This window comes from Candidatus Palauibacter sp. (assembly GCF_965216145.1).
Classification (GTDB): Bacteria; Gemmatimonadota; Gemmatimonadetes; order Palauibacterales; family Palauibacteraceae; genus Palauibacter.
Genome location: NZ_OZ244149.1, coordinates 1423470 through 1445588, shown reverse-complemented (window position 1 = coordinate 1445588; position 22119 = coordinate 1423470). Strand labels below are relative to the sequence as shown.

Genomic DNA, 22119 nt, shown 5'->3' with positions numbered 1-22119 from the left:
GGGATGTGGCCAGCCCGGAACGCAGGGGCCTCCAGTGAATCGTTCAGCGTGTTCTCCGCTGCCAGCGCGCTTCGTAGGCTGCGCAGATCCGGTGGATCATCGTTGCGTAGTGCATGGGGTCACCCGTCTGGGGTGCGGGCGTTCCCGTGACGAGCTTCGGGTCCTCCGGGCGGGGGGCACCGGCCTCGAATCCGGGGCCCTCGGCCGGAGTGTGACGGAGTGGAAGGCCCCGGAAGAGTTCGACGGTCGACTTGCCGAGGGTGTCGATGTTGTCGTGTTCGGTGATGTCGTCCGTTGATCTTGTTGGCGACCAGAACACGCGCGACACGTTCACGGCCACGGTTCCCACGGCGATCGTCTTCTCGTTGTAGCTATGTGCGTAGCCGTGGAACGCCTGCAGGTCGCGCAGCCGATTGCGACGTGCCTTCCCATGCTCCGTCATGATGGCCTTGGCTTCGAGGGCCAGCTCGATGGTGGCCGGCGTCTCGAACGTGATCGACCCGTTGCTCGGGGGGGTGGGTGTTCCCGGCGGCGGTCCCACTGCCAAGTCGATATTCCAATCCTGGTAGTTGACCTTGACCGTGTGATTCAGCTTGGCGACGATCTCGCCCGCCCGGGCTCGTTCCGCGATGGCCGGACAATGCGCGAGCAGGTCATCGACGATCGCGAGGCAGAGGGCGTTGCTGTGGGCGTTGGATCGTGGATGGTAGTGGTTCTCCGCCAGGTGGCGGACGAACGCTTCGGGCGCCTTCAAGGGAAGATGACCTCTGCCGGCACTTGCAAGGCGTCAAGCTGCCCCAGCCGCCCCCGTCCGATCTCGACATATCTCGGCTCGATCTCGTACCCGATGCTCGAACGTGCGGTGAGCATGGCCGCGGCCGTCGTGGTACCCGTCCCCCAGAACGGATCAAGGACGGTATCCCCCACGAAGCTGAACATCTGGACCAGGCGGGAGGCCAGTTCCACGGGGAAAGGTGCCGGATGGCCTCGTTTGCGGGCTTCACCCCGGATGTCCTCCCAGATCGACCGGAACCAGCGCTGGTGGTCGTCCGGTTCGATGAGGCTGAGCGCACGCTGCGCCGCTGTTGGCTTCCGATAGCTCCCGGGCTTTCGCAGCATCAGGATGGTCTCGACATCGTTCTTCACGATCGCGTTGGGTTCATACGGCTTCCCCAGGAACCCGACCCCCTTCGCTTCGGTCGCCATGTTGGCGATCTTGTACCAGCGGATCGGCGTGAGGTAGTCGAACCCGATCCGACGCGCTCGAACCGAGATGTCGGCCGGGAGCGGAAGAACGTGATGCCGACCTCCGGCCCGGCGTGAAATGCAGACGCTTCCCACGACCACGCACAGCCGCCCGCCGGGAGTCAGGAGGTCGTAGCACCGCCGCCACACCCGGTCCAGTTCGTCCAGGAAGGGCTCGTAGTCATTGATGCCGCCGAGCTGGCCGTCGTCCGCCCGACCGCCGTCGTAGTCGACGAGGTTGAAGTACGGCGGCGACGTGACGACGAGGTGGACCGGCTCCCGAATGTCGGACATGTCGCGAGCGTCGCCGAGATGCAGCGTGTGCATCGTCCGGTCCGGCGCGGCCCCGTCCCGCCACGCCTCGATCTTGGCCTGACGCTTCAGGCGAATCGAGGATTCAGCTCCGGACATAATCTCGTTGACGCCTACCGTCATGCCGGCCCTTTCACCCTTCGTCGTCCTGCCTCTTCACAGGGGGACAATCCAACCTAATGTCTCGTCAGCCGCGGAGCAGCGCGGCGGCTTCGTCGATCTTGTCGGCGAGGCGGGTGAGGGTACCGGCCAGGCGCTCCACCTGCTCGGAGGCCTCATCCCACCCACGTTGCTCGATCGCTTCGCGGATTCCGGGGAGCGTCTTCACGCCGTAGCCCGTGTAGAAGCCGGGCGCGTAGATCTGGTGCCGGAACCAGCCGCGGCGCGGGAGGCCGTCCTCGTGCGTCATGAGGCGCTCGGTCTGGATGAGGGCTGCGTTCAGGCGCTGCTGTACGTTTCCATGTTCGGTCATGTCGTCGCCTGAGCCGCCGCCGTCGCCACCGGCGGCCGCTGCGGCGTGCGCGGCCCTCATGGCGTCGTAGGCCGCGTCATAGGCCGCCGCGCTCGCCTCCAACCGGGTGATCGCGTTCTGCACCGGGGCGAAATTCAGGAACGGCACCTCGTCCTGCGCCTCGGGCGGCACGTATGTCTTCGTCGGGTCGGCCGAGAGCGTGTACGCATCCGACGCCACGAGTGCATTACGGCGCTCCGTCTGCTCGCGCGTCTCGTCGAGGAGCGCAATCACCTCGTCGCGATAGGACTTCACGTTGTTCACGAAGGGTGAGAACCTCAGCGGAATGACGTCCGCGTTGGCCAGCCTCAGCGTGACCCGAGCGGTCGTCTTCGCCAGGGCCGCGCCGTACTGGAAGCCGGGGTCGCCGAAGCGCGTGTAGTGGTCGAACGAGTCGTACTGCGAGTGGTACGAGCCCCCGCCGCCCTCTCCCCCGAACCCCAGATTCAGCGACGCGATGCCGAGGTGCTGCAGGAAGGGCGTGTAGTCCGAGCCCGACCCGAGCGGGCTGATCGTGATGTCCGAGGCATCGTCCGCCCGGCGCCCGCCCCCCACCGCGCGCGAAGCGTGCAGCCGCTCCCACACGGAGACGCCCGTCTGCGGATCGGTGACCGAGCGGGCGACATCGTTGATGAAGCTCTGCAGCGTGTGTGACCCGCCCATGCCGAGGAAGCCCCGGCTGCTACCGTCGGTGTTGATGTAGGCCACGGTCTTGGCCCGCAGTTCGTCGGCGTGGTGTTCGACCCACTCCGTCGAGCCCAGCAGGCCCGGCTCCTCGGCATCCCACGAGCCGTAGATGATCGTCCGCCGGGGCCGCATCCCCGCCTGGGCCAGTTCTCCGATGGCCCGTGCCTCCTCCATCATCGCCACATGCCCGCTGATGGGGTCCGCCGCGCCCATGGCCCAGCCGTCCCGGTGATTGCCGCGGATCACCCATTCGTCCGGGAAGTCGGTGCCGGGCATCGTCGCGATCACGTTGTACGCGGTCTCGAGCCCCCAATCGAACTCGAGATGGACGCGGACTATCGCGGGGCCGGGGCCGACGTGGTAGGTGAGCGGGAGCGCGCCTCGCCACGACGGCGGGGCCACCGGACCCTCGAGCGCCCGCAGCAGGGGCAGGGCATCGCCCCACGAGATCGGGAGCACGGGGATCTTCATCACGGTCGGCGATTCCTCCGGCGTCATCCGTTCGGCATCCGCCGTCGCCCCCACGCCGGGGGTGAGCGGGTCGCCCGGATAGAGCGGCATGTCCTGCACCGCGCCGCGCTGCACCCCGAACTCCGCCCGGTACGCACCCTTGGGATACGCGTCCCCCTGGAAGAAGCCGTCATCTCGCGGGTCCGAGTACAGGATCGTCGCTATGGCCCCGTGTTCATGCGCCACCTTGGGCTTGATGCCGCGCCACGAGCCGCCGTAGCGGGCGATGACGATCTTCCCGGCCACGTCGATCCCCATGCGCTCGAGTTCCTCGTAGTCGCGCGGGATGCCCTGGTTCACGTACACGAGTTCCGCCGTCACGTCGCCGTCCGCCGAGTACGCGTTGTAGGTCGGGAGTCGGCCCGCCACGCCTGACGTCGCGTCCTCCGAGATCTCGGGCTCCTCGAGCGAAGCCACGAAGGGCTCGGGCTCGAGCATCTCCACATGACGGACGAGCGGCTTGGGGAAGAGGACCTCGTACTCCGCGATCTCCACCTCGTAGCCCCAGTCGCGGAACTGCTCCGCGACCCACATCGCGTTCTCGTAGTTGTAGGGCGCGCCCACGAAGAACGGCTCGCGCGTCATGCGCTCCATCCAGCTCTCGAGGTTGCTCGCCCGTACGGTCTCGTCGAGCCGGGCCTCGGCGGCCAGCTGCGCGGCGGAGGACTCGGGCCCGAAGCCGAGCAGCGTCCGTTCCTGGGCCCCGAGGGGACCGGTGTAGAGCGCGGCGAACGCGGCCAGGGCGACCATCGCGATCCGGTTGGAGATCATTCTCCGCAGCTGGGTCGGCATGGGTTCTTCTCCTGTTTCACCATTGGGTGGCGCCGTCGAGGCACCGAACCTCGCACTCGAGGAGTCTGTCTCCCTCGAAACGGGCGAACGCCTCGAACGCGCGGTTCTCCAGCAGATGCGGCAGCCAGTAGCGGTCGTCCGCCCACATCCGATCGTACGGAATCTCGTCAACGGGCGCCCAAACGGGGACCGCCTCGTCCGTCTCCGAGGGCTCGCCTTCCAGCGCGTCGGAACGGAAGACGTGGATCAGGATCGATACGCCGTCCACCACGTCGAACGCCACCTCGCCCAGCTTTCGCGGCGCTACGGGATGCGCCCGAAGTTCCTCCTCGAACTCGCGCACCGCCGCTTCGAGGGGGCTCTCGCCGGGATCCACCTTCCCCCCGGCGCCGTTCAGCTTGCCGGCGCCGATGCCCCGCTTCTTGTGGATGAGGAGGATTTCGCCACCGCGGACCACATAGAGGAGCGTCGCGTCGATCTCGGGCCGCCAGTCGTCCCGAATCACGGAACCGCTAATCGTTGGCCGGTCGCAGGGAGCGGTCGAATACCACTTCGCCGTTGAAGAGGGTGAGTTCGCACGACATGTCACGGAGTTCGATCGTCGGCACCGTGAGGGGGTCGCGGTCCCAGACCGCGAGGTCGGCGTAGTTGCCGACTTCGATCATTCCGAGCTTGTCCTCGAGGAACATCTGGTGGGCGACCCAGGTCGTGAACGAGCGCAGCGCCGTTTCTACGTCCACGGATTCCTCGGTGCCGTAGGGTTCGCTGCCGTACACGCCGAGCAGGGGCTGGCGGGCGACGGAGGCCCACACCCCGTAGCGCGCGGGGTACGGGGTCACGAAGTAGTCGGAGCCGCTGGCCCAGATCATGCCCCGATCCTGATAGGAGCGGAACGGATTCAGGCGCAGGGTTCGCTCGGGCCCGAAGTTGCCGGCGTAGGTGTCGCCGATCCACCACGTGAACGTCGGGGAGGGCTCCGGATAGCCGGCCTCCCACTCGCGCTGGAGTTCGGCCATCGCGTCGAGCGCGCGGTCCGTGGGGATGTTGGAGTGGATGATCCCGTGGCGGAGTCCGGGGGTGGGGGTGGCCTCGAGCGCCTCGACGAAGCTGTCGACGGTCCAGTCGATCGCGCGGTCGCCGATGGAGTGGATGGAGACGTGCAGCCCCGCGTCATGGTAGACCCGGAAACGCTGGCGCAGCTCCTCGGGGTCCATGGTCGGGTAGCCGCGGTTGCCGGCGTCTGTCCCGGTGTGGTCGCGGTTCCAGTCCTCGTACAGCCAGGCCGTGCGGGCGCCGCCGCTGCCGTCGATGTAGAGCTTCACGCCGCCGGGGATGAGGCGGTCGTCCCCCGTCGACTCGTATGGGCGGGTGAAGGTCGCGAGGCTGTCCGCGTAGGCGCGAACCTCCTCGAGCGTCCCGCCTCGCCCCCGCCAGAGCGCGAAGATGCGGACGGTCAGGTCGCCGTCGGCAAGCACGTCGCTGTAGGCCTCCCATGCGCCGCGCCCGATCCCGGGGTCCTTGCCGCCGGTCATGCATTCGGCGTTGAACTCGTCCGCGAGCGCGCGGATGCCCTCGCGCTGCTCCTCGGGGCCGAGACGGGGGATGAGCCGCGTGACGAGCCCCATGGCGGACTCCTTGAGGACGCCGGTCGGCTGCCCGGCCTCGTCGCGGTCGATCGTGCCCCCCGGCGGGTCGGGGGTGGCCGCCGTGATGCCGGCCAGGTCGAGCGCGAGCGAGTTGGCCACGCCGTAGTGGCCCATCGTGTGGGCCAGCCAGACGGGCTGCCCCGCGGCCACGGCGTCGAGGTCGGAGGCGTAAATGTAGCGCAGTTCCTCCAGCTTCCCCTCGTCCCAACCGCCGCCCCGCACCCACTCGCCCTCGGCCAGCCGCCCGGCCTGCTCCGCCACCATACCCTGCACGTCGGCGATGTTCTCGACGTTCGGGTAGCTGAGATCGAGCCGGTACAGCCGGTTCGCGCCCCCGTTCGCGAAGTGGACGTGCCCGTCCATGAGGCCCGGCGTGACGGCGCGCCCGGCGAGGTCGATGCGCCGCGTCTCCGGGCCCGCCAGCGCCTCGATCTCGGCCGCGGAGCCGACCGCCGCGATCTGCTCGCCCCGCACGGCCACGGCTTCCGCGAGGCGGCTCTCCGCGTCGAGCGTGATCACGCGCCCGTTCACGAGGATGAGGTCGGCCGGGTCGGCGGGCGGCGACCCTCCGCAGGCGGCCACAACGGCACCCGCCAGAATGGCGAGGAACGGTAGGGGTCGGTTCATCGTCTTCGGTCCATCATCGTCGATCCATCTTGCCATCATCCCTCAGCCCTCAGCGGGCTCGACAGTATGGGCGAAGCGATGGCTGCATTGCAAAAAACGCACCGAGCACCAGGAGCGGCATCGCCCAGGCGGCCGCGACGACGGGCCCGAAGGCGTCCGCGAACCCACCCACCACTGGAATGCCCAGCGTGCCCACGGCCCACGCCAGCCCCATCACGATGCCCGAACTCGCCGCCGTCCCCGAGGGGAGGATCTCCTGCGCCATCACGACGATCGGGGGCAGCAGCGCCATGTTGAGGAAGCCCGCGCACACCGCCATGACGATCGCCGCCGGGCTCGCGGGCGCCAGCGTGAGGGCGAGGATGTGCGTAGGCACGGCGAGCACGCTGACCGCGGTCAGGAGGTGCTGCCGGTTGAGGCGGTCCGTGAGGAAGCCCGAGGTCAGCGTCCCCAGCCCCTGCGCGCCGAGATAGACGCTGAGCACCACGGCGCCCGCCGTCTCGCTCACGCCCGCGCGGTGGGCGATGATGGGGATGAAGGTGAGGATCGCTTTCTGCGCGAAGGATCCGACGACCGAGATCCCGAACACGAGACCGAGCGGTCCCTTCAGCATCCGGATCACCTCCATCGGCGGAGGGGGCGGGGTACCGGGACCCACGCGGGTCCGGCCCTTCACGCCGAACCAGAGCGCGATCCCGAACAGGACGCCGGGGATCATCGCGATCCAGAGGCCCGAGAGGCCGAGCAGGCCGACGATCGCGACGGCGCTGATCGGCCCCGCCGCGAAGCCCGCCGCCCCCCCGAAGGAGAAGATCGACATCCGCACGCCGCTCCCCCGGCCATCCCCCGCGCGCGCCACGAGCGAGGCGCCCGGCGGATGGAAGGCCGCCGACCCCAGTCCGCCCACCATGAGGAGGAGGATCAGGACGAGGTAACTGGGCGCCATGCCCATCAGGGAAAGGAACACGCCTCCCACGATCGGACCCGCGGCCAGGAAGGCGCGCCTCCCGAACCGATCGGCGAGATAGCCGAAGGCCGGCTGCGGGAGCGCGGTGGCGATCGAGAGCGCGGTATGCAGCGTCGCGGCCAAGGTGATGGAGAGGCCGAGACTGTCCATGATCCGGGGCAGGAGCGGCGGGAGGAACGCCGTGTAGGCGTCGATCGACATGTGCGAGACGACAATCAGCGCCACGACCGCCTTCGGCCGCAACGCGAAGCGCGGGGCGAGGCTGGTCGTGGGCGTGGCGAGTGCCGCGCTCGGTTCGTGCAGCGGAGGGCTCCGATCCGGTTCCGATGACAGCCGCTTGACGACCGCTCACAGTAACAGGATCGAGTCTGTCATGGATGAGCTTCTCTGCCGAGGGCTCCGCTCGGGCGATCCGGCGGATTGAGCGCCAAGATCTCCTTGCCACCCGGGGGATAGTGAAGTAGGATTTATGATAACCTTAAACGTTAATGTATTTGTGGACATGGATGGTGCCGAGGTTGCCAGCGATTGGACATCGTTTTCAAGACGAAGCGGCTCGAGAAGCGGTGCACTTCGATTCGCCACGGGAACCGGGGCTGGGGGGCCGATGGAGCGGCCAGAGTGCGGCGCCGTCTCGACGATCTCCGAGCGGCCGATAACCTCGAAGTGATGAGGGGACTGCCCGGTCGCTGTCACGAACTCAAGGGGGAGAAGGCCGGTGTGCTCTCGCTTGACCTTCATCACCCGTATCGCCTTCTCTTCGAGCCAGCAGACGAGCCCGTGCCGAGGAAAGTCGATGGAGGCCTCGACTGGGGCAGGGTCGTCGCCGTCAGAATTCTCGGAGTCGAGGATACCCATGAGTGATTCGGTTCAGAATCAGTATGCCCCCGAGGAGGTGTCGCCACCCGGTGACACCCTGAGGGACCTACTGAGTGAACGGGGCTTGACGCAGTCGGAGTTGGCCACCCGCATGGGACGACCAAAAAAGACCGTCAGCGAAATCGTCAACGGTAAGGCGGCGATTACGGTTGACACCGCCCTGCAACTCGAACTGGTGTTGGGAGTGCCGGCCGCTTTCTGGAATACTCGGGAACAACATTATCGGCAGTATCTTGCGCGCCGAGCACAGGAGAAGGAGTTGGCCCGGCAGGTGTCGTGGCTCTCAAGATTCCCCATTTCGGAGATGGTGAAGCGAAATCTGCTCCGACGGGGGGAGAGCAAACCCGAGCGCGTTCGCGAACTGTTGGCGTTCCTGGGCGTCTCCAGTCCGGAGCAGTGGTCGGAACTCGTTGCGCTTCAGAATGTTGCTTTCAGAAAATCGATGGCCTTCGATGTCGACGAGGGCGCGCTGGCGGTTTGGCTGCGGCAAGGCCTGCTTGAGGCCGGCCGGGTGGCCAGCCAACCATATCGTCGAGCGGCTTTCCTGGCCGCGCTCCGCGAGGCACGATCCCTCACGCGGGAAGGACCTGAAGTCTTCCAGGACAGGCTCGTGACTACCTGTGCGCGGGCCGGTGTCATCGTCGTATTCGTTCCCGAGTTCAAGGGTTGTCGCGCGAGCGGCGCCACTCGGTGGGTTGCTCCGGACAGGGCGCTAATCCAGTTGAGCCCCCGGTATCGCACGGACGACCATCTCTGGTTCACGTTCTTTCACGAAGCCGCGCACATCCTCCTCCATGGCAAGAAGCTGATTTTCCTGGAGGCACACAGACACGAGGGAGAGCAGGAAGAAGAAGCCAATCGTTGGGCAGCCGATACGCTAATCCCCAGGGGAGCGTACAAGCGGTTGCGACGTCTGCGACCATACAGCAAAGCCAAGATCCAGACCTTCGCCCGTGAGTGTGGCGTGTCTCCCGGGATCGTGGTGGGGCGATTGCAGCACGACGGCCTGTTGCCACGCTCACATTGCAACGATCTCAAACGCCGATTCAAGTGGGCCAACGAGACCTGACCGACGACAAGAGGCCAAGCATGTTTCGAACAGGGCGTGCGCAGATAATCCGGGGTTTTTTCGTGCTCGCGATGGTCCCGGCCGTCACGGGGTGCTGGGACTTTGTCCAATCCCTCGCGGAACGCGACGGATCCTACCTGATCACGGGGGGGAGCTGGCTGGATGTGCGGACCGGCACCCTCGTGGAGAATGACGGCATCGGGATCCGCGACGGACGGATCGTTTCCATCGGCGCACCGCCGGATACGGCCGAGTTCCTCACGGACTTCACCCTTCAGGACGACATGACGATCCTGCCGGGGCTGATCGACCTGCACGCGCACTACGCGGTCGACCTGTTCGGAGAGGGCCGCATCGATGAGACGGCCGCCTATCCCGAACTCTTCCTCGCAAACGGGGTGACGACGACCTTTCCGGCCGGCGAGATGGACCCGGTTCGCATGCGCGACCTGCGGCTCGCCATCGAGCGGGGCGATCGGGCCGGCCCCCGGATCCTGAACTCCGGTCCCTACTTCGGACCGTGGCGGCGGGGGTGGGACGACGACGCCATGACCGCCGATTCGCTTCGCCGCGAGGTGGACCACTGGGCGGCGCAGGGCGCGGCCGGCTTCAAGGCCAAGGGGATCCGGCCGGAGCACCTGTCCGTGCTCATCGATCAGGCCCACGGGCACGGACTCACAGTCACCGCGCACCTCGATTCCGGCTTCGGGAACTCGGTGAACCCGCGGGACGCGATCCACATGGGCATCGACCGGGTCGAGCACTTCCTGGGCGGCGACATGATGCCCGCCGACCGCACGGCCTACGCTTCGCTCGAGGTGTTCGACGACTTCGAGGGGGACGCGCTCCGCGACATCATCGACCTCTACGTCAGCCGCGGCGTCAACTTCGACGCCACGCTCTCCATCTACGGCTACTGGGGGCCGCACGACCCCGAGATGACGGAGTACTGGACGGACGAACTGCGTTTCCTCACCCCCTACATGCGCGAGGTCGTCGAGGCCCGGCCGCGGCGTCCGGTGAACGAGTCGTTCGCCAGGATGTCGCCGATCAAGCGCAGGACGCTGAAGGCTTTCTACGACGGCGGCGGACGGGACCTGATCACGCTTGGCACGGATCACCCGAGTTGGGGACGCTACTGGTCCCCGTTCGCCGTGCACCGGGAGTTGCTCGCGCTCGCCCGTGCCGGGGTCCCGCCCGCGGACGTGTTCCGGATCGCGACGCTGAACGGCGCCCGCGCGATGGGTCTGGGCGACGAACTCGGCAGCATCGAGGTCGGCAAGCTCGCCGATCTCATCGTCGTGCGCGGGAACCCTCTGGAAGATGTGCGGGCCGCCCGCGATCCATGGTTCGTCTTCACGCAGGGACGTATGCACGCGCCCGCCGACCTCTTCGCGATGGTGGAGGGCAGGATCGGGCCGACGGACCCCTCCGACGAGTCGGCGTGGAAGCCCGGTCGCTAGCGGCGGCCGACCCGGGCGCGCATCCCGAATTGACCGCCGGACAGGCCAGGCCTTGCGCCCGGCGCCGCCTCGTCGCTCAGATGCAGCGGTTTCCCGCCTCGGGCTCCCCGGGGTCCGCTGCGGGAGGAGCCCGCTCCACCCACGCGCGAGGTCTGAGATCATGAGCCAGCCAAACCCGATTCCCCGACGACAAGTGCTGATTCAGGGAGGCGCCGCGGCCGCGGGGCTCGCGATCCTGCCAACGGACATCTTCCGGGGCTGGCTCTCCGGGTTCGAGCAGGAGGCCGTGATCCCGTGGGTCCAGCGCCCGCACCCGGGGCTGACCGAGCGGATGAACATCCTGAACTGGGAAGAGCTGGATTCCTGGATCACGCCCGTCAGTCAGATGTTTCACGTGGGGCACTACGGGTCGCCTGTGATCGCGGAGAGCGACTGGAGCCTCGAGATCGGGGGGCTCGTCGACCGGCCCCGCACGTTCAGCCTGGCCCAACTTCGGGAGCGACCCCGTCAGGAGGTCGTGTTCACGCTCGAGTGCTCCGGGAACCGTGGCCGTCCCTCCTTCATCGGCGGCGTGCACAACGCGCGCTGGGCGGGGGCCCGGCTCGCGGATGTCCTTTCCGACGCGGGCGTGCAGGACGAGGGCATAGAGGTCGTCTTCTTCGGGGCCGACGAGGGCGAGGAGGAGATCCGGGGCAACACCGTGACGCAGAACTTCGCGCGCAGCCTGTCGCTCGAGGACGCGATGGACCCCGGCATCATCCTCGCGTGGGAGGTCAACGGCGAGCCGCTGCCGAACGCGCACGGGTTCCCGCTGCGCGTCATCGCGCCCGGCTGGTACGGTATCGCGAACGTGAAATGGCTGACGCGGATCGAACTCCGCGACCGGCGTTTCATGGGCAAGTTCATGGCCCGCGATTACGTCACGCTGCGGGCGGAAGAGCGCGACGGAGCCACGGTGTGGACGGAGACCTCGGTGGGTCGCGTCAACATCAACTCGGTCCCGGCGAAGGTGACGCGGAACGGCGATGCGTACGCCATCCACGGCGCGGCGTGGGGGGCCGACATCGTGCGCGTGGAGGTCCGCGTCGACGACGGCGCGTGGCGGGCGGCGACGCTGGGCGAGGGCCAGGGCGACCCTGACACGTGGACGTTCTGGCGCGCGGACTGGGACGCGACGCCGGGCGAGCACACGATCGTCTCGAGGGCGATCGACGCAGACGGGAACGTCCAGCCGGCGGCGGACGACCCGATGCTCGTGAACAAGAGGACGTACTGGGAGAGCAACGGGCAGCTGAGCCGGGCCGTCCTCATCGACTGAGCCGGTGGAGCGGCGGGGCTGCTAGTGGCGGAAGCTGACGCCCTTCGCGCTGATCCGCCGGATCAGCCAACCGTAGGCGGCCAGGTTCAACGCCAGCACGGCGAGCCCGAGCCAGATCTGAATCTCCCGGTTCAGCGCGCCGGGATAGATGATCGGCAGCAGATAGCGCTCGATGAACCCGCCGGAGTAGCCGGCCTGACCGCTCGCGACCCGAAGGTTGTTCTCGAGCGGCGTGAGCGGGCAGATCCAGCCCGCGAACTCGATCAGCGCCCCCCACACGAAGCAGGGGATGTGGACCCACGCGAGTCTGGGCCACCGGACCGCCGCGAACCCGCCGGCGACGACAAAGGCGATGAAGAGGAGGTGTGTGACGAGGACGATGTCCGCGAGCAGCCGCCACCCCACGACGCGGAGCTACTCCACCTGGACGAGGTGCGGAAGCGGGACGTTCAGCAGGTAGCCCTTCTCGTTCATAAGGGGCTCGGCCGGCTGCGTATTTCCGGCCGCGTCGGTGGCGCGCGTCACCAGAGTGTGCGATCCCGCCCTCGCCTCCCAGTCGAACTCGAAACGCTGCCAGGCCAGGGGGAGGATCGGCTCGACGATCGTGGCCTCCAGCCAGGTCGCGCCGCCATCGGGGCTCCATTCGACCGCCGCCACGGGACCGTCCGGGGCGTGCGCGAAACCGTGGATGGCGTGGGAACCCGGCGCCAGCCGCGCGGGACGCGGGAGAGCCAGCGCGCTCTTGACCACCAGCTCGTTGATCACCTTCCCCTGCGCCGGCGCGTAGTTCTCGGCCGGCCACTCGTTGCCGATGAGGACGTAGGAACTCGTGTTGTTGCGGTTCCATACGCGCTCGGTGGAGACCTGGATCCGGCCCAGCCACTTGATGCTGTTGGAACCCGACCATCCGGGCACGACCGACCGGGCCGGAAACCCGTGGTCGGCGGGGAGCGGCTCCCCGTTCATGCGAAGCGCGATCAAGGTGTCCGGATCCAGAGCCTTGGCGAGCGGCATGGCGCGCTCGAAGCCGGAACTGTCCAGGCCCACGAGGTTCACGTCAACGGCTTCGGGTCGGACGCCGGCCAGTTCGAGGACGGTGGCCAGGGAGGGCCCCGACCACTCCGCGCATCCAACCGCGCCCGTGGACCACTGCCCGCCGCTGGCTCGGGTGCCGGTGAGTTCCGGGTACAGACCCCGCCAGTTGCCGGCACATTCGAGGTAGGCGGTGATCGTACGCTGCGGCAGGGCTTCCAGCGTGGACAGATCGAGGCGCAGTTCGGTCTCGGCGCCGTCCCCTTCGACCCGGAGCGAGTAGCTGGCCGGGTCGATCCTCAGCGTGGGAGAGTGGTTGCGGACGAAGAAGAGTTCGTTCGGCGTGAGGAAGCCGTCGATCAGTTCGAGCCGCGTCTCCAGATTCGTGACCCGTTGCACGAAGGGCGAGGGATCCTTCACCCAACGGGGCGCCGGGGCTACCTCTCGTCCGGCCGCCGCCGCCGAGGCCGCGTCTCCCGCACCTTCACAGGCGGCGAGCCAGGCGGCGGCGGGTCCCACACTGGCGGCGCGGACGAAGTCTCGACGCGTGAGGCGGAAGGTCCCTCTTTTCGGCTTCATGGGCGAAGTCTCGCGGTTCAACGCTTGGCAGGGCGCACTCAGAGAGCATATTTGGGGGTATGCGACCGAGGAGCAACGCAGCCGGGACGACTGGGGTGCGGCGGAGAACGGGCGGCGTCCATCGGAAGCGACACTCGATCCCGGCGCTGCTGCTTGGCACGCTGGGGGCGGGATGGGTTTCGTGCGGCCCGGAGAGCAGCCCGGCCTTCGAGGTCGTCGAGACGACGATCGCCGAAGTGCAGGCGGCGATCCGCGACGGGACGACGACCTGCCGAGCGGTCGTGGAGCGGCACCTCGCCCGGATCGCGGCCTACGAAGATCTCATCAACGCGATCACCGTGCTCAACCCGCGCGCCCTGGAACGAGCTGATGCGCTCGACGCGTCGCTGGCCGCCGGCGTAGCGACGGGACCGCTCTTCTGCGTCCCGATGCTGGTCAAGGACAACTTCGACACGCACGACATGGTCACCACCGGTGGCTCGATCGCGCTCGCTGACAACCTTCCGCCGGACGACGCCTTCATGGTACGGAAGATCCGCGAGGCCGGCGCGATCGTCGTCGCCAAGACCAACATGGCCGAGTGGGCGTTCAGCCCGCGGCAATCCGTCAGCTCGTCCTTCGACACCACCCGCAACGCGTACGCCCTCGACCGCGTCCCCGCCGGTTCCAGCGGCGGCACGGCCTCCGGGGTGGCCGCCGGCTTCGGCGTCATCGGGCTGGGGAGCGACACCGGCAATTCCATTCGAGGGCCCAGCTCGCACCTCGCCCTGGTGGGGATCCGATCCACGATCGGCCTCACGAGCCGGGACGGCGTGATCCCGCTCTCCTTCGACCGGGATATCGCCGGTCCGATGGGCCGGACGGTGGAGGATGTCGCGCGCGTGTTTGATGTCGTGGCCGGCTACGACCCCGCGGACCCGTACACCGAAGCCGGACGCGATCGCGTGGAGGAAGACTACGCCGCCTTCCTCGAGGTGGACGGGCTGCGCGGGGCGAGACTCGGCGTCTTGCGCGCTCTCGTGGATCCCGCGGAGACGGACGACGAGATCCTCGCGCTCTTCGAGACGGCGATCGACGACCTGCGACAACTGGGGGCGGAAGTCGTCGACCCGTTCGAGTTCGATGTGGAGGCGGAGTTGCAGCGCGAAGGGATGTTCTGCCGCCGGTTCCGCTACGACATGTGGGTCTACCTGCAGTCGCTGGGCCCGGGGGCGCCGATGGCCGATGTCCTCGAGGTGCTCGAGGACGGGCGCTATTCCGACCATGCGCAGGCATCGCTGCGGCGCAACCAGGGCGCCCCTCTCGATGTCCATCCATCGAGTTGGGACGAGCCCTGCCCGGACTACGCGGAGAACGAGGGCCGACAGGCGTACCTCGGCAACCTCGTGCGGGCGATGGACCTCGAACGCCTGGATGCTGCCATCTACCCGTCCTGGCTTTGCGTGCCGGCCGCGATCGATCGGGGTGACGAGGACTACTGCGGGGACAACAGCCAGCGCGTGGCCCCGGCGACCGGCATGCCGGCCATCACGGTCCCGATGGGTTACACGTACGGCACGCTGCCGGCGGGCCTGCAGATTCTGGCGCGTCCCTATGATGAAGGTCTGCTCCTGCGCCTCGCTTACGGCTTCGAGCAGGGTACGCGACACCGCCGTCCCCCGGACGGCTTCCCGGAGATCAGTAGGTAGTCACCCGAGATCTGTCCCCTCCCATAAAGGGGGGGGAGCGGTGGCAACTCGGGCGCCGTCGAGGTTATTTACGAAGCAGTGCGAGAACCATTCAAGGACGAAGCGGCAGCTTGGGGCGCTGACCTCTGCGAGGTCGGGTGTCGGTGTTGACGGTACTTGTACACGAGGAGGTAGCAACATGATGGCCAGCACACGCCTTGTTGCGGTGCTCGCTCTGGCGTGGCCCGTGCCGGCTCTGGCGCAGGACGGCGCCATCAGCGGGACCGTCACCGGCGAAGACGGACTCGCCCTGCCGACGGTGAGCGTGACGGCGACGAGTCCTGTTCTCGGCGACGAGTCGCGGACGGCGCTGACCAACGCTCAGGGGATCTACAGCCTGACGGGGCTGCCCTCGGGCACGTACTCGCTGCGCTTCGTCTACCCCGGTTTCACGATCGAAACGCGCGGCGGCGCGGTGGTCGGGGCCGGTGACCGAACCGTGGTCGATGTCCAGCTCGTCTCGCTACGCACGGCGACGGTGCAGGAGCTGACCGCGGTGGTGACGGGCACTCACTTCGCGGCCCCGCCCATCAGCCTCCCGTACGCGGTGGACGTGGCGAGCCGGCAATCGATGCAGGAGCAGGGTTCGCCGCAGACCGTGGACTTCTTCAAGAGACTTGGCGCCAACCACGGCACTCTCGGGGAGCGCAACAGTTGGTACAACCGCAGCGGGGCGCTGATCCCCGAGACCGTAGCCAGCGTCAACCTGCGGGGGCTGGGGGCTTCGCGAACGCTTGTCCTGCTGAACGGGCGACGGCAGGTGTACACGCCGTCGCGGCTCCCCGGCGGCCGCTTCGTGGACGTCAACGCATTCCCGAGCATCGCACTCGACCGCATCGAGGTGCTGAAGGAGGGGGCCTCGGCGATCTACGGCTCCGACGCCGTGGCGGGCGTGGCGAACTTCGTCACGCGGCAGGACTTCGAGGGCTTCGAGTTCACCGCGGCACACGACTACTTCAGCGGGGCCGGGGACTCGAACGCCGGCGCGATCTGGGGCGGCAGTCTGGGGGCGTCCACGAACGTGGTCCTCTCGGCGGAGTGGGCGGCACGCCAGGACCTCATGCCGGAGGAGCGCGACTGGGGGCTGCGGCCGTACCCGGGACCCGGCGGCGGGGGATGGTCCTACTATGGAAACCCGGGGGCCTTCCTCATGCCGAGCCTGACCGGGAACGAGACTCCCGACGAGTTCGTGAGCGCGCTCATCAACTCGCAGTTCGGGGACGATCCGAGTCTGTTCGTGGATCCCGAGTGCGAGAACTTCGGCGGGGTGAACGAGGGCGTCACCTGCCGGTTCCGCTACCAGCCGTACGACAACCTGATCGAGAAGCAGACGCACGTCCGGGCCTTCGGCGAACTGAACAGCGAGCTGGGCACCGGCACGACGCTGCACCTGGAGGGACTGTGGGCCGAAGCCACCATACCCGAATGGAGGACGACGCCCTCGTTCCCGCCCATCTCGCTCTATGACGGCCTGCAGGCGGTCGTGCCCGAGAACCCGGGACGGCAGGCGCTCTGCGCGGCCAACGCGGCTGCCGCCGGGTTCGGCTCCGCGGCGGACTGCCTCCAGGACGACTGGTACTTCTACGGGCGCATGGTCGGCAACAGCGGCCCCGGCCGGGAGCTGCGGCGGTCGTCGCGCACGCAGCGGATCGCAGCCTCGCTGGACCGCCACTTCGAGAGCTTCGGCGGCGGCGAGGGCCACCTGGACATCTCGGCCAGCTACTCCCGTGCCAGCGGCAACGTGAACCAGCCGGCCGAGTACGCCTACCGGAAGTACCTGGCCTACCGCGGGTTCGGCGGCCCGGACTGCGGCGTGGGCGTGGTCGTGGATCCCACCTCGGCGGCCGGCATGTCGCTCGGCTCGACCGGGGGAGCCGTGGCCGGGCAGGGCGACTGCATGTTCTACAACCCGTTCAGCAACGCGATCCAGCGCGCCGAGCAGCCGGGGACGAGCTACACCAACGCCAACAACCCCGGCTACGTGGCCGGCGCGGCCAACTCCCCCGAGTTGCTGGGCTGGATCAACGAGGAAGTGGACCTCTTCAACACGGCCGATCTGTTCGTGGCCGAGGCCACCTTCAGCGGCAGCGCCATCGCGGACGCACTCGGCTACGCACTGGGATACCAGTTTCGCCGCTTCGACGTGACGGGAACGCCCAACGACGCGGGCAACCAGGCCATCAACCCCTGCCAGGTGCCGGGGGACCGGTCCTGCCTCGAGCAGGCGGGGCCGTTCACGTTCACGACGGGGTATTCCCCCTATGATGACGCGCAGACGGTCCACCGCTTCTACGGCGAGATCCCGATCAATCTCGGCGATTGGCTCGATGTACAGTTCGCCGCCAACTACGAGTTCCACGATATCGCGAGCAGCTTCAACCCGAAGGTCGCCGCGCGGGTGAACCTGTCCGAGTCCGACAACCACCAGTTGGCGCTGCGCGGGTCGCTGCAGTCCACGTTCCGGGTTCCATCGGTGGACGACTTGAATACCGACCAGATCACCGCGCTCGAGTACGTGCAGGAAGTGGATGTCTACAAGGCGGTGGACACGTTCGGCAGCGAGGATCTCGATCCGGAGACGGCGCTGACAGGCAACGTGGGGCTCATCCTCTTCCACTATCCGAGCCGCACGCAGGCCACGTTCGACTTCTGGAGCTACGACTTCAGGGACGTGATCAATGTGATCCCCCACGCGAGCATCACGCGGCTCTACCACGAGGGGGGCGCCAGCCGCGACGCGATCAAGGAACTGGTGAAGTGTCCGGATGGCTGGGGGACCGGGACCTGTAACTCGGCCCTGATCGAGCGTATCCGAATCAACCTGACCAACTGGCCGGGCATGCAGACTTCGGGCTTCGACTGGAGCGTGGCGACGCGTCGCACGCTCGGGGCGGGCGAGCTCTCGCTCGGCCTGGACGGCACGCATACCCGCACGTACAACATCGATGCTCTCGACTTCAACGGCGTGGAACTGCAGTCGGCGGCGCAGGGGGCGGGGAAGCTGAACCGCTTCAATCCGATCGCCTGGCCGCTGCCGAAGTGGAAGTGGTCAGCCTCGGTCGGTTACCACCAGGAGCGCTACTCGGTGATCGGCAACCTCCACTACATCTCGTCCTATGACGATCCGGACTCGGTTGACCCGGACCACCGGGTCATCGACTCGTTCGGGACGTTCGACGCCACCGTGATGATGAAGCTGACCGACAGCATCGACGCCTTCGTGACGGGCTTCAACCTGCTGGGGACGGCGCCGCCGCTGGTCAATCAGGAGGGTTCGTACGACGGCCTCACGCACGATCCGAAGGGGAGGCGGATCAAGGCCGGGATGACCTACACGATCAACTAGCCGGGGGGCTCGGCGGGGCGCGCGACCATGATGCCGTCCTGGGAGCCGATGGAGAGGATCCGTTCGGCGAGGGGCTGCTCCGAGATCTCCACGGAGCGCCCGACCAGGGGGGCATGGAGGAGGTGGAGCGCCCCGTCGCGCCACACGGCGAATCCGGTGTGGGCGACGTCCAGCCCGGCGACGGTCGAGGTGGCCGCGATCACGTCGCCGTCCCGGATGCGGCCCGCCACCTCAGCGATCCGGTCCTGCGGCACGTACAGCCGATCCGGCCCCTCGTCGAGCCTCCCCTCCATGGCGGCGATGGCTTCGCGCACGCCGGCATCGGCCAGCTGCCGATACGCCTCGGGGTGCTCGGACATGAAGCGCACCGGCTCCGGATCGGCCGCGGGATCCAGCTCGCCGGTGACGACGCGCAGCAGGCCCTTCGAGGCATTGTCCGTCAGCCATTCCGAGAAGTAGTGGAGGCGGCTCGGATATCCGTCGAGCGTGCCGCCACGATACCGAAGATCCGTCAGGTGGGCCTCGTACCGGGCCCGCGCCGCGACGGGATCCGCGAGGGCCTCCGCTCCGTCTTCCCGGACGAAGCGCGTAAGGGCGAGGACGTTCTCGACGAGCGTCACGCAGTCCAGCTCGCGGAAGTTGATGACGAGCCGCTCCCGTCCCGGCTCCTCGAGCGTGCCCGGCGTGTACGTCGTGCCGACGAACGACTCGGCCAGCTGGACGATGGCCTCGCCCAACTCCATGTCGGCGAGCCCGCGTTCGGCGGCGAAGCGGATCTTCTCCTCGAACACCGCCCAGTCCTCCGGTGTCCAGACCGCCGGGCCGGGCGACGTGGACGCCGAGCCTCCCCCGCCCGACCCCGATCCGACTTCGGCCGTCTCGTCAACCACGGTCGAGGTCGGGGGCTGTGCCTGCCACGATGCGAGGGCCGCGATGGCGACCACGGTCACCACGATGCAGAGGGTGACCTTCACCAGCGTGAGAACGCCGCGCCATTTCATCTCGAATTCACGTTGAACTGAGGTTGAGCACCACCCGTTCCTCCCCTTCCCTGTATTCGACCCGCAGGGCGCGGCTCACCGACCCCCACAGATGGGGGTGCGCGCGAAACACCTCCGTCAGGTAGACCCCGAGCGCCCTGACATGGAAGCCGTGCTCCCACCCCCGACGCATCAAGCGGGCGGCCGACGCGACTTCCGTGTAGGGTCCGCCGTCCGCGATCGCCTCGCGCAGACGCCCGGCGCCCCGCGCCAGATCCGCCCATCGTGCCCGGGTCTCGCCGTTCTTCCTCGCCAGATCCCCCACCGTCCACCAGTGTCGCATCCGGCGCTCAAAGCCGGCCAGCCCCGCGTGACCGGCCGCCCGGGCCGACGCGGACGCGGCGGACGCCAGTTCTCGCGGCGTAAGCGACGGATCCTCCAGATACTGCCGCCACAGGTCCCCGTACAACAGCTGTCGGAGGAGAGGCGTCTCCCGTCCCGGCTCGTCGGCGAGCCACGGAACCGCCCGGCCCAGCGCCATGCCGAGCGCCCGCGCGTCGGCCCCGGTGAGCAGCTCCAGGAGGGTGGGGAAGGTGGCCTTTCTGAACCGGAGGTGGAACGACACCTCCACGTCTCTCTGCTCCCTTCCCACGCGTTCGAGGCGTTCCCGGGCGGCCCGCGCGCCGCCCGGGGTCACGCTGCCCCAAAGGACGCCGAGATCCACGAACCGCCCCGCGTCCCGGGCCGAGAGCCGACGTTCCCCGTACTCCATGAGGAGGTGCAGCGTGTAGTTGAACCCGTCGGCGGTCGGCGCCGCGCCCGGGGTCCAGTCACGGGAAGTGGCGGTGAGCGTCGTCTTCCACTTGCAGCGGTCACGGCCCCACTTGCCGGCGTAGTCCTCGATGGCGGTGAAGCTGAAGCGGCTCCGGTCGAGGCGGCGGTCCCTTCGCATCGTCTCCCGCATGTACGTGCGCGCCTCCCCGCCCATTGCGAAGAGATCGCCGAGACTCAGCGACACACCCCAAGACTTCGTCGTCTTCACCGTGGTCTTGCGCAGGAACCGGTGCAGCGTCACGCCGCTCGTCGACGCGGCGGCCCCGTCTTCGACAACCCGCTCGAAGTCGCCCCTGAGCACCGCGCCGTGCAGCGCCCCGAAACCGTCTCCGACCCGGGCCTCGTCGAGGGTGAACTCCATAAGCGCTTCGTCGGTGCGCGTACGGCTGTAGAGGAAGTCGACCGCGAACTGCGCCTCCACCTCCGCGATGCGCGTGATCACGGCTTCGGCGTCCAACTCCAGCTTCTCGATCCGCTTCCGGAGGGCGGCCAGCCGCAGACGCTTCCCTTCCATCCGCAGCCGGTCGACGAGCCGGTCCGCGAGGGCGCGCTCACGGGGATCGAGGTCCGCCACCCTCGGTTTCGCGAGGATCGTCCTCACCTGCTCCAGGGGCTCGCCGAGAAGCGCCTCGATCGCGGCCCCGAGCGCCTCTTCGATCTGCGACTTGTCGGCGAAGCGCACGTTGACGCGGGCCGCCGCGCGCAGGGTGAGCACGTCCCGGTCGGACTTCCTGACCTGGACGTCGATCTCCCCCTCCCTCTGCCGGGAGAAGACGACGAGGAAGTGGTCGTCGATCTTGACCTTGAAGCTCGCCCGGAGGCTGGCGCCGACCTTGACGCCGAGATCCTCTCCGGACGCGAGGAGCCCGCCGAGGGCGCCGATGTGTGTGGTGAACACGTCCGACCACTTCAGGCTCACGGCGGCGCCCAGGGTTCCGTTCACCTCGAGCGCGAGCGCCTCCCCGGGCGCGAGCGAGCGGACGTCCGCCGCGGAAACCACGAATCGGGCCGTGGCCAGATCGCGGGCGACCGACGGGACGACGAAGTCCTCCGCGTGGTGACGCCGATAGTCGTGGAAGAGAACGGAGACCTCGCCGTCCGCCGCCGCCGCAAATCCGAACTTCGCGGCCTTCAGTCCTCCCTTCGCCATGACCCGGGCGGTCGTGCGATAGGCCAGCCAGGCCGAGTCCGCCGCGAACAGGACCGGCGTTCGGATCTCGAGGCCCTTCGGTTCCGCATCTTCCGCCGGGGCCTCTCCAAACAGTCCGGCGGGATCCTCATCCCCGGGCGCGTTGAAGACGTCGATCGTGACGTCGCCCCCGACCGTGCATGTGAGGTCGTCGTTCACGACCGGCAGTTCCCTCTCTACCGACCGCGTGAGGAGGGTGGGGTTGGGCAACTCGGAGTCCCCCAACCGCCGCGCCGCATGGTCGGCGAGGTGGGCACTCAGGTCGCCAAGATCGAGCTTCTCGGGCATGGGATCTCACCTTCGCAAGACATTGACTCGCAGACACTTCGCTTGGACCGACTACAGTCCCGGGGCATTGCCTCCAAGGCAATGGGTTGACCGGCGCCGGTCGCCGTCGCCGGGGGCG

At 68.1% G+C, this 22119-nt stretch carries 16 protein-coding genes; 6 read left to right on the top strand and 10 right to left on the bottom strand.

All coding sequences use genetic code 11. From position 1 onward, the window contains the following. Window positions 1-43: 43 nt before the first annotated feature. From ACOOHF_RS06315 to ACOOHF_RS06290, 6 genes are all read right to left on the bottom strand, one after another. On the bottom strand, window positions 44-754 hold the full coding sequence (locus ACOOHF_RS06315; protein WP_420463839.1) for a hypothetical protein: 711 nt from the start codon (window positions 752-754) through the stop codon (window positions 44-46). Further along, window positions 751-1680, bottom strand: coding sequence for a DNA-methyltransferase (locus tag ACOOHF_RS06310; RefSeq protein WP_420463838.1), 930 nt, complete (start codon window positions 1678-1680; stop codon window positions 751-753). Before ACOOHF_RS06310 ends, ACOOHF_RS06315 begins: the two co-directional genes overlap by 4 nt. Window positions 1681-1744: 64 nt before the next feature. Then, the gene (locus ACOOHF_RS06305; protein WP_420463837.1) at window positions 1745-4057 is read right to left on the bottom strand and encodes a transferrin receptor-like dimerization domain-containing protein; all 2313 of its coding nucleotides are present in this window, start codon (window positions 4055-4057) and stop codon (window positions 1745-1747) included. A gap of 16 nt (window positions 4058-4073) precedes the next feature. Beyond that, entirely contained in the window at window positions 4074-4562 is a 489-nt protein-coding gene (locus tag ACOOHF_RS06300; RefSeq protein ID WP_420463836.1) for an 8-oxo-dGTP diphosphatase, read from the bottom strand. Window positions 4563-4569: 7 nt separating this feature from the next. Next, window positions 4570-6330, bottom strand: a complete 1761-nt coding sequence (locus ACOOHF_RS06295) for an amidohydrolase (RefSeq protein ID WP_420463835.1) — start codon at window positions 6328-6330, stop codon at window positions 4570-4572. A 49-nt stretch (window positions 6331-6379) separates the two neighbouring features. Then, window positions 6380-7522 (bottom strand): MFS transporter, encoded by a 1143-nt coding sequence (locus tag ACOOHF_RS06290; protein ID WP_420463834.1) that lies wholly within the window; start codon window positions 7520-7522, stop codon window positions 6380-6382. 396 nt (window positions 7523-7918) lie between these two features. Between ACOOHF_RS06290 and ACOOHF_RS06285 the strand changes: the two genes are divergently transcribed. From ACOOHF_RS06285 to ACOOHF_RS06270, 4 genes are all read left to right on the top strand, one after another. Continuing rightward, window positions 7919-8161, top strand: a complete 243-nt coding sequence (locus ACOOHF_RS06285; RefSeq protein ID WP_420464420.1) for a killer suppression protein — start codon at window positions 7919-7921, stop codon at window positions 8159-8161. Next, a complete protein-coding gene (locus ACOOHF_RS06280; protein WP_420464342.1) occupies window positions 8094-9245 on the top strand; it encodes a helix-turn-helix domain-containing protein in 1152 nt (383 codons plus the stop codon). The genes ACOOHF_RS06285 and ACOOHF_RS06280 overlap by 68 nt, the downstream gene beginning before the upstream one ends. A gap of 20 nt (window positions 9246-9265) precedes the next feature. Beyond that, on the top strand, window positions 9266-10708 hold the full coding sequence (locus tag ACOOHF_RS06275) for an amidohydrolase family protein (protein ID WP_420463833.1): 1443 nt from the start codon (window positions 9266-9268) through the stop codon (window positions 10706-10708). A gap of 160 nt (window positions 10709-10868) precedes the next feature. Next, a complete protein-coding gene (locus ACOOHF_RS06270; RefSeq protein ID WP_420463832.1) occupies window positions 10869-12026 on the top strand; it encodes a sulfite oxidase in 1158 nt (385 codons plus the stop codon). A gap of 21 nt (window positions 12027-12047) precedes the next feature. Here ACOOHF_RS06270 and ACOOHF_RS06265 read toward each other — a convergent pair whose 3' ends face one another. Both ACOOHF_RS06265 and ACOOHF_RS06260 read right to left on the bottom strand, forming a co-directional pair. Continuing rightward, the gene (locus tag ACOOHF_RS06265) at window positions 12048-12431 is read right to left on the bottom strand and encodes a DUF2784 domain-containing protein (RefSeq protein WP_419934152.1); all 384 of its coding nucleotides are present in this window, start codon (window positions 12429-12431) and stop codon (window positions 12048-12050) included. Window positions 12432-12440: 9 nt separating this feature from the next. Continuing rightward, on the bottom strand, window positions 12441-13637 hold the full coding sequence (locus tag ACOOHF_RS06260) for a sulfite oxidase (protein WP_420463831.1): 1197 nt from the start codon (window positions 13635-13637) through the stop codon (window positions 12441-12443). Between the two features lie 95 nt (window positions 13638-13732). Here ACOOHF_RS06260 and ACOOHF_RS06255 point away from each other — a divergent pair, with 95 nt between their 5' ends. Continuing rightward, window positions 13733-15325 carry an amidase gene (locus ACOOHF_RS06255; RefSeq protein WP_420463830.1) on the top strand — a complete coding sequence of 531 codons (1593 nt, stop codon included), beginning with the start codon at window positions 13733-13735 and terminating at the stop codon, window positions 15323-15325. 178 nt (window positions 15326-15503) lie between these two features. Continuing rightward, window positions 15504-18710: a carboxypeptidase regulatory-like domain-containing protein gene (locus tag ACOOHF_RS06250; RefSeq protein ID WP_420463829.1), complete on the top strand. Its 3207-nt coding sequence runs from the start codon at window positions 15504-15506 to the stop codon at window positions 18708-18710. Here ACOOHF_RS06250 and ACOOHF_RS06245 read toward each other — a convergent pair. Both ACOOHF_RS06245 and ACOOHF_RS06240 read right to left on the bottom strand, forming a co-directional pair. Further along, on the bottom strand, window positions 18707-19711 hold the full coding sequence (locus ACOOHF_RS06245; protein ID WP_420463828.1) for an N-acetylmuramoyl-L-alanine amidase-like domain-containing protein: 1005 nt from the start codon (window positions 19709-19711) through the stop codon (window positions 18707-18709). The two genes, ACOOHF_RS06250 and ACOOHF_RS06245, sit on opposite strands and share 4 nt — an antisense overlap. A gap of 7 nt (window positions 19712-19718) precedes the next feature. After that, window positions 19719-22001 (bottom strand): hypothetical protein, encoded by a 2283-nt coding sequence (locus ACOOHF_RS06240; protein WP_419934147.1) that lies wholly within the window; start codon window positions 21999-22001, stop codon window positions 19719-19721. Window positions 22002-22119: the final 118 nt, after the last annotated feature.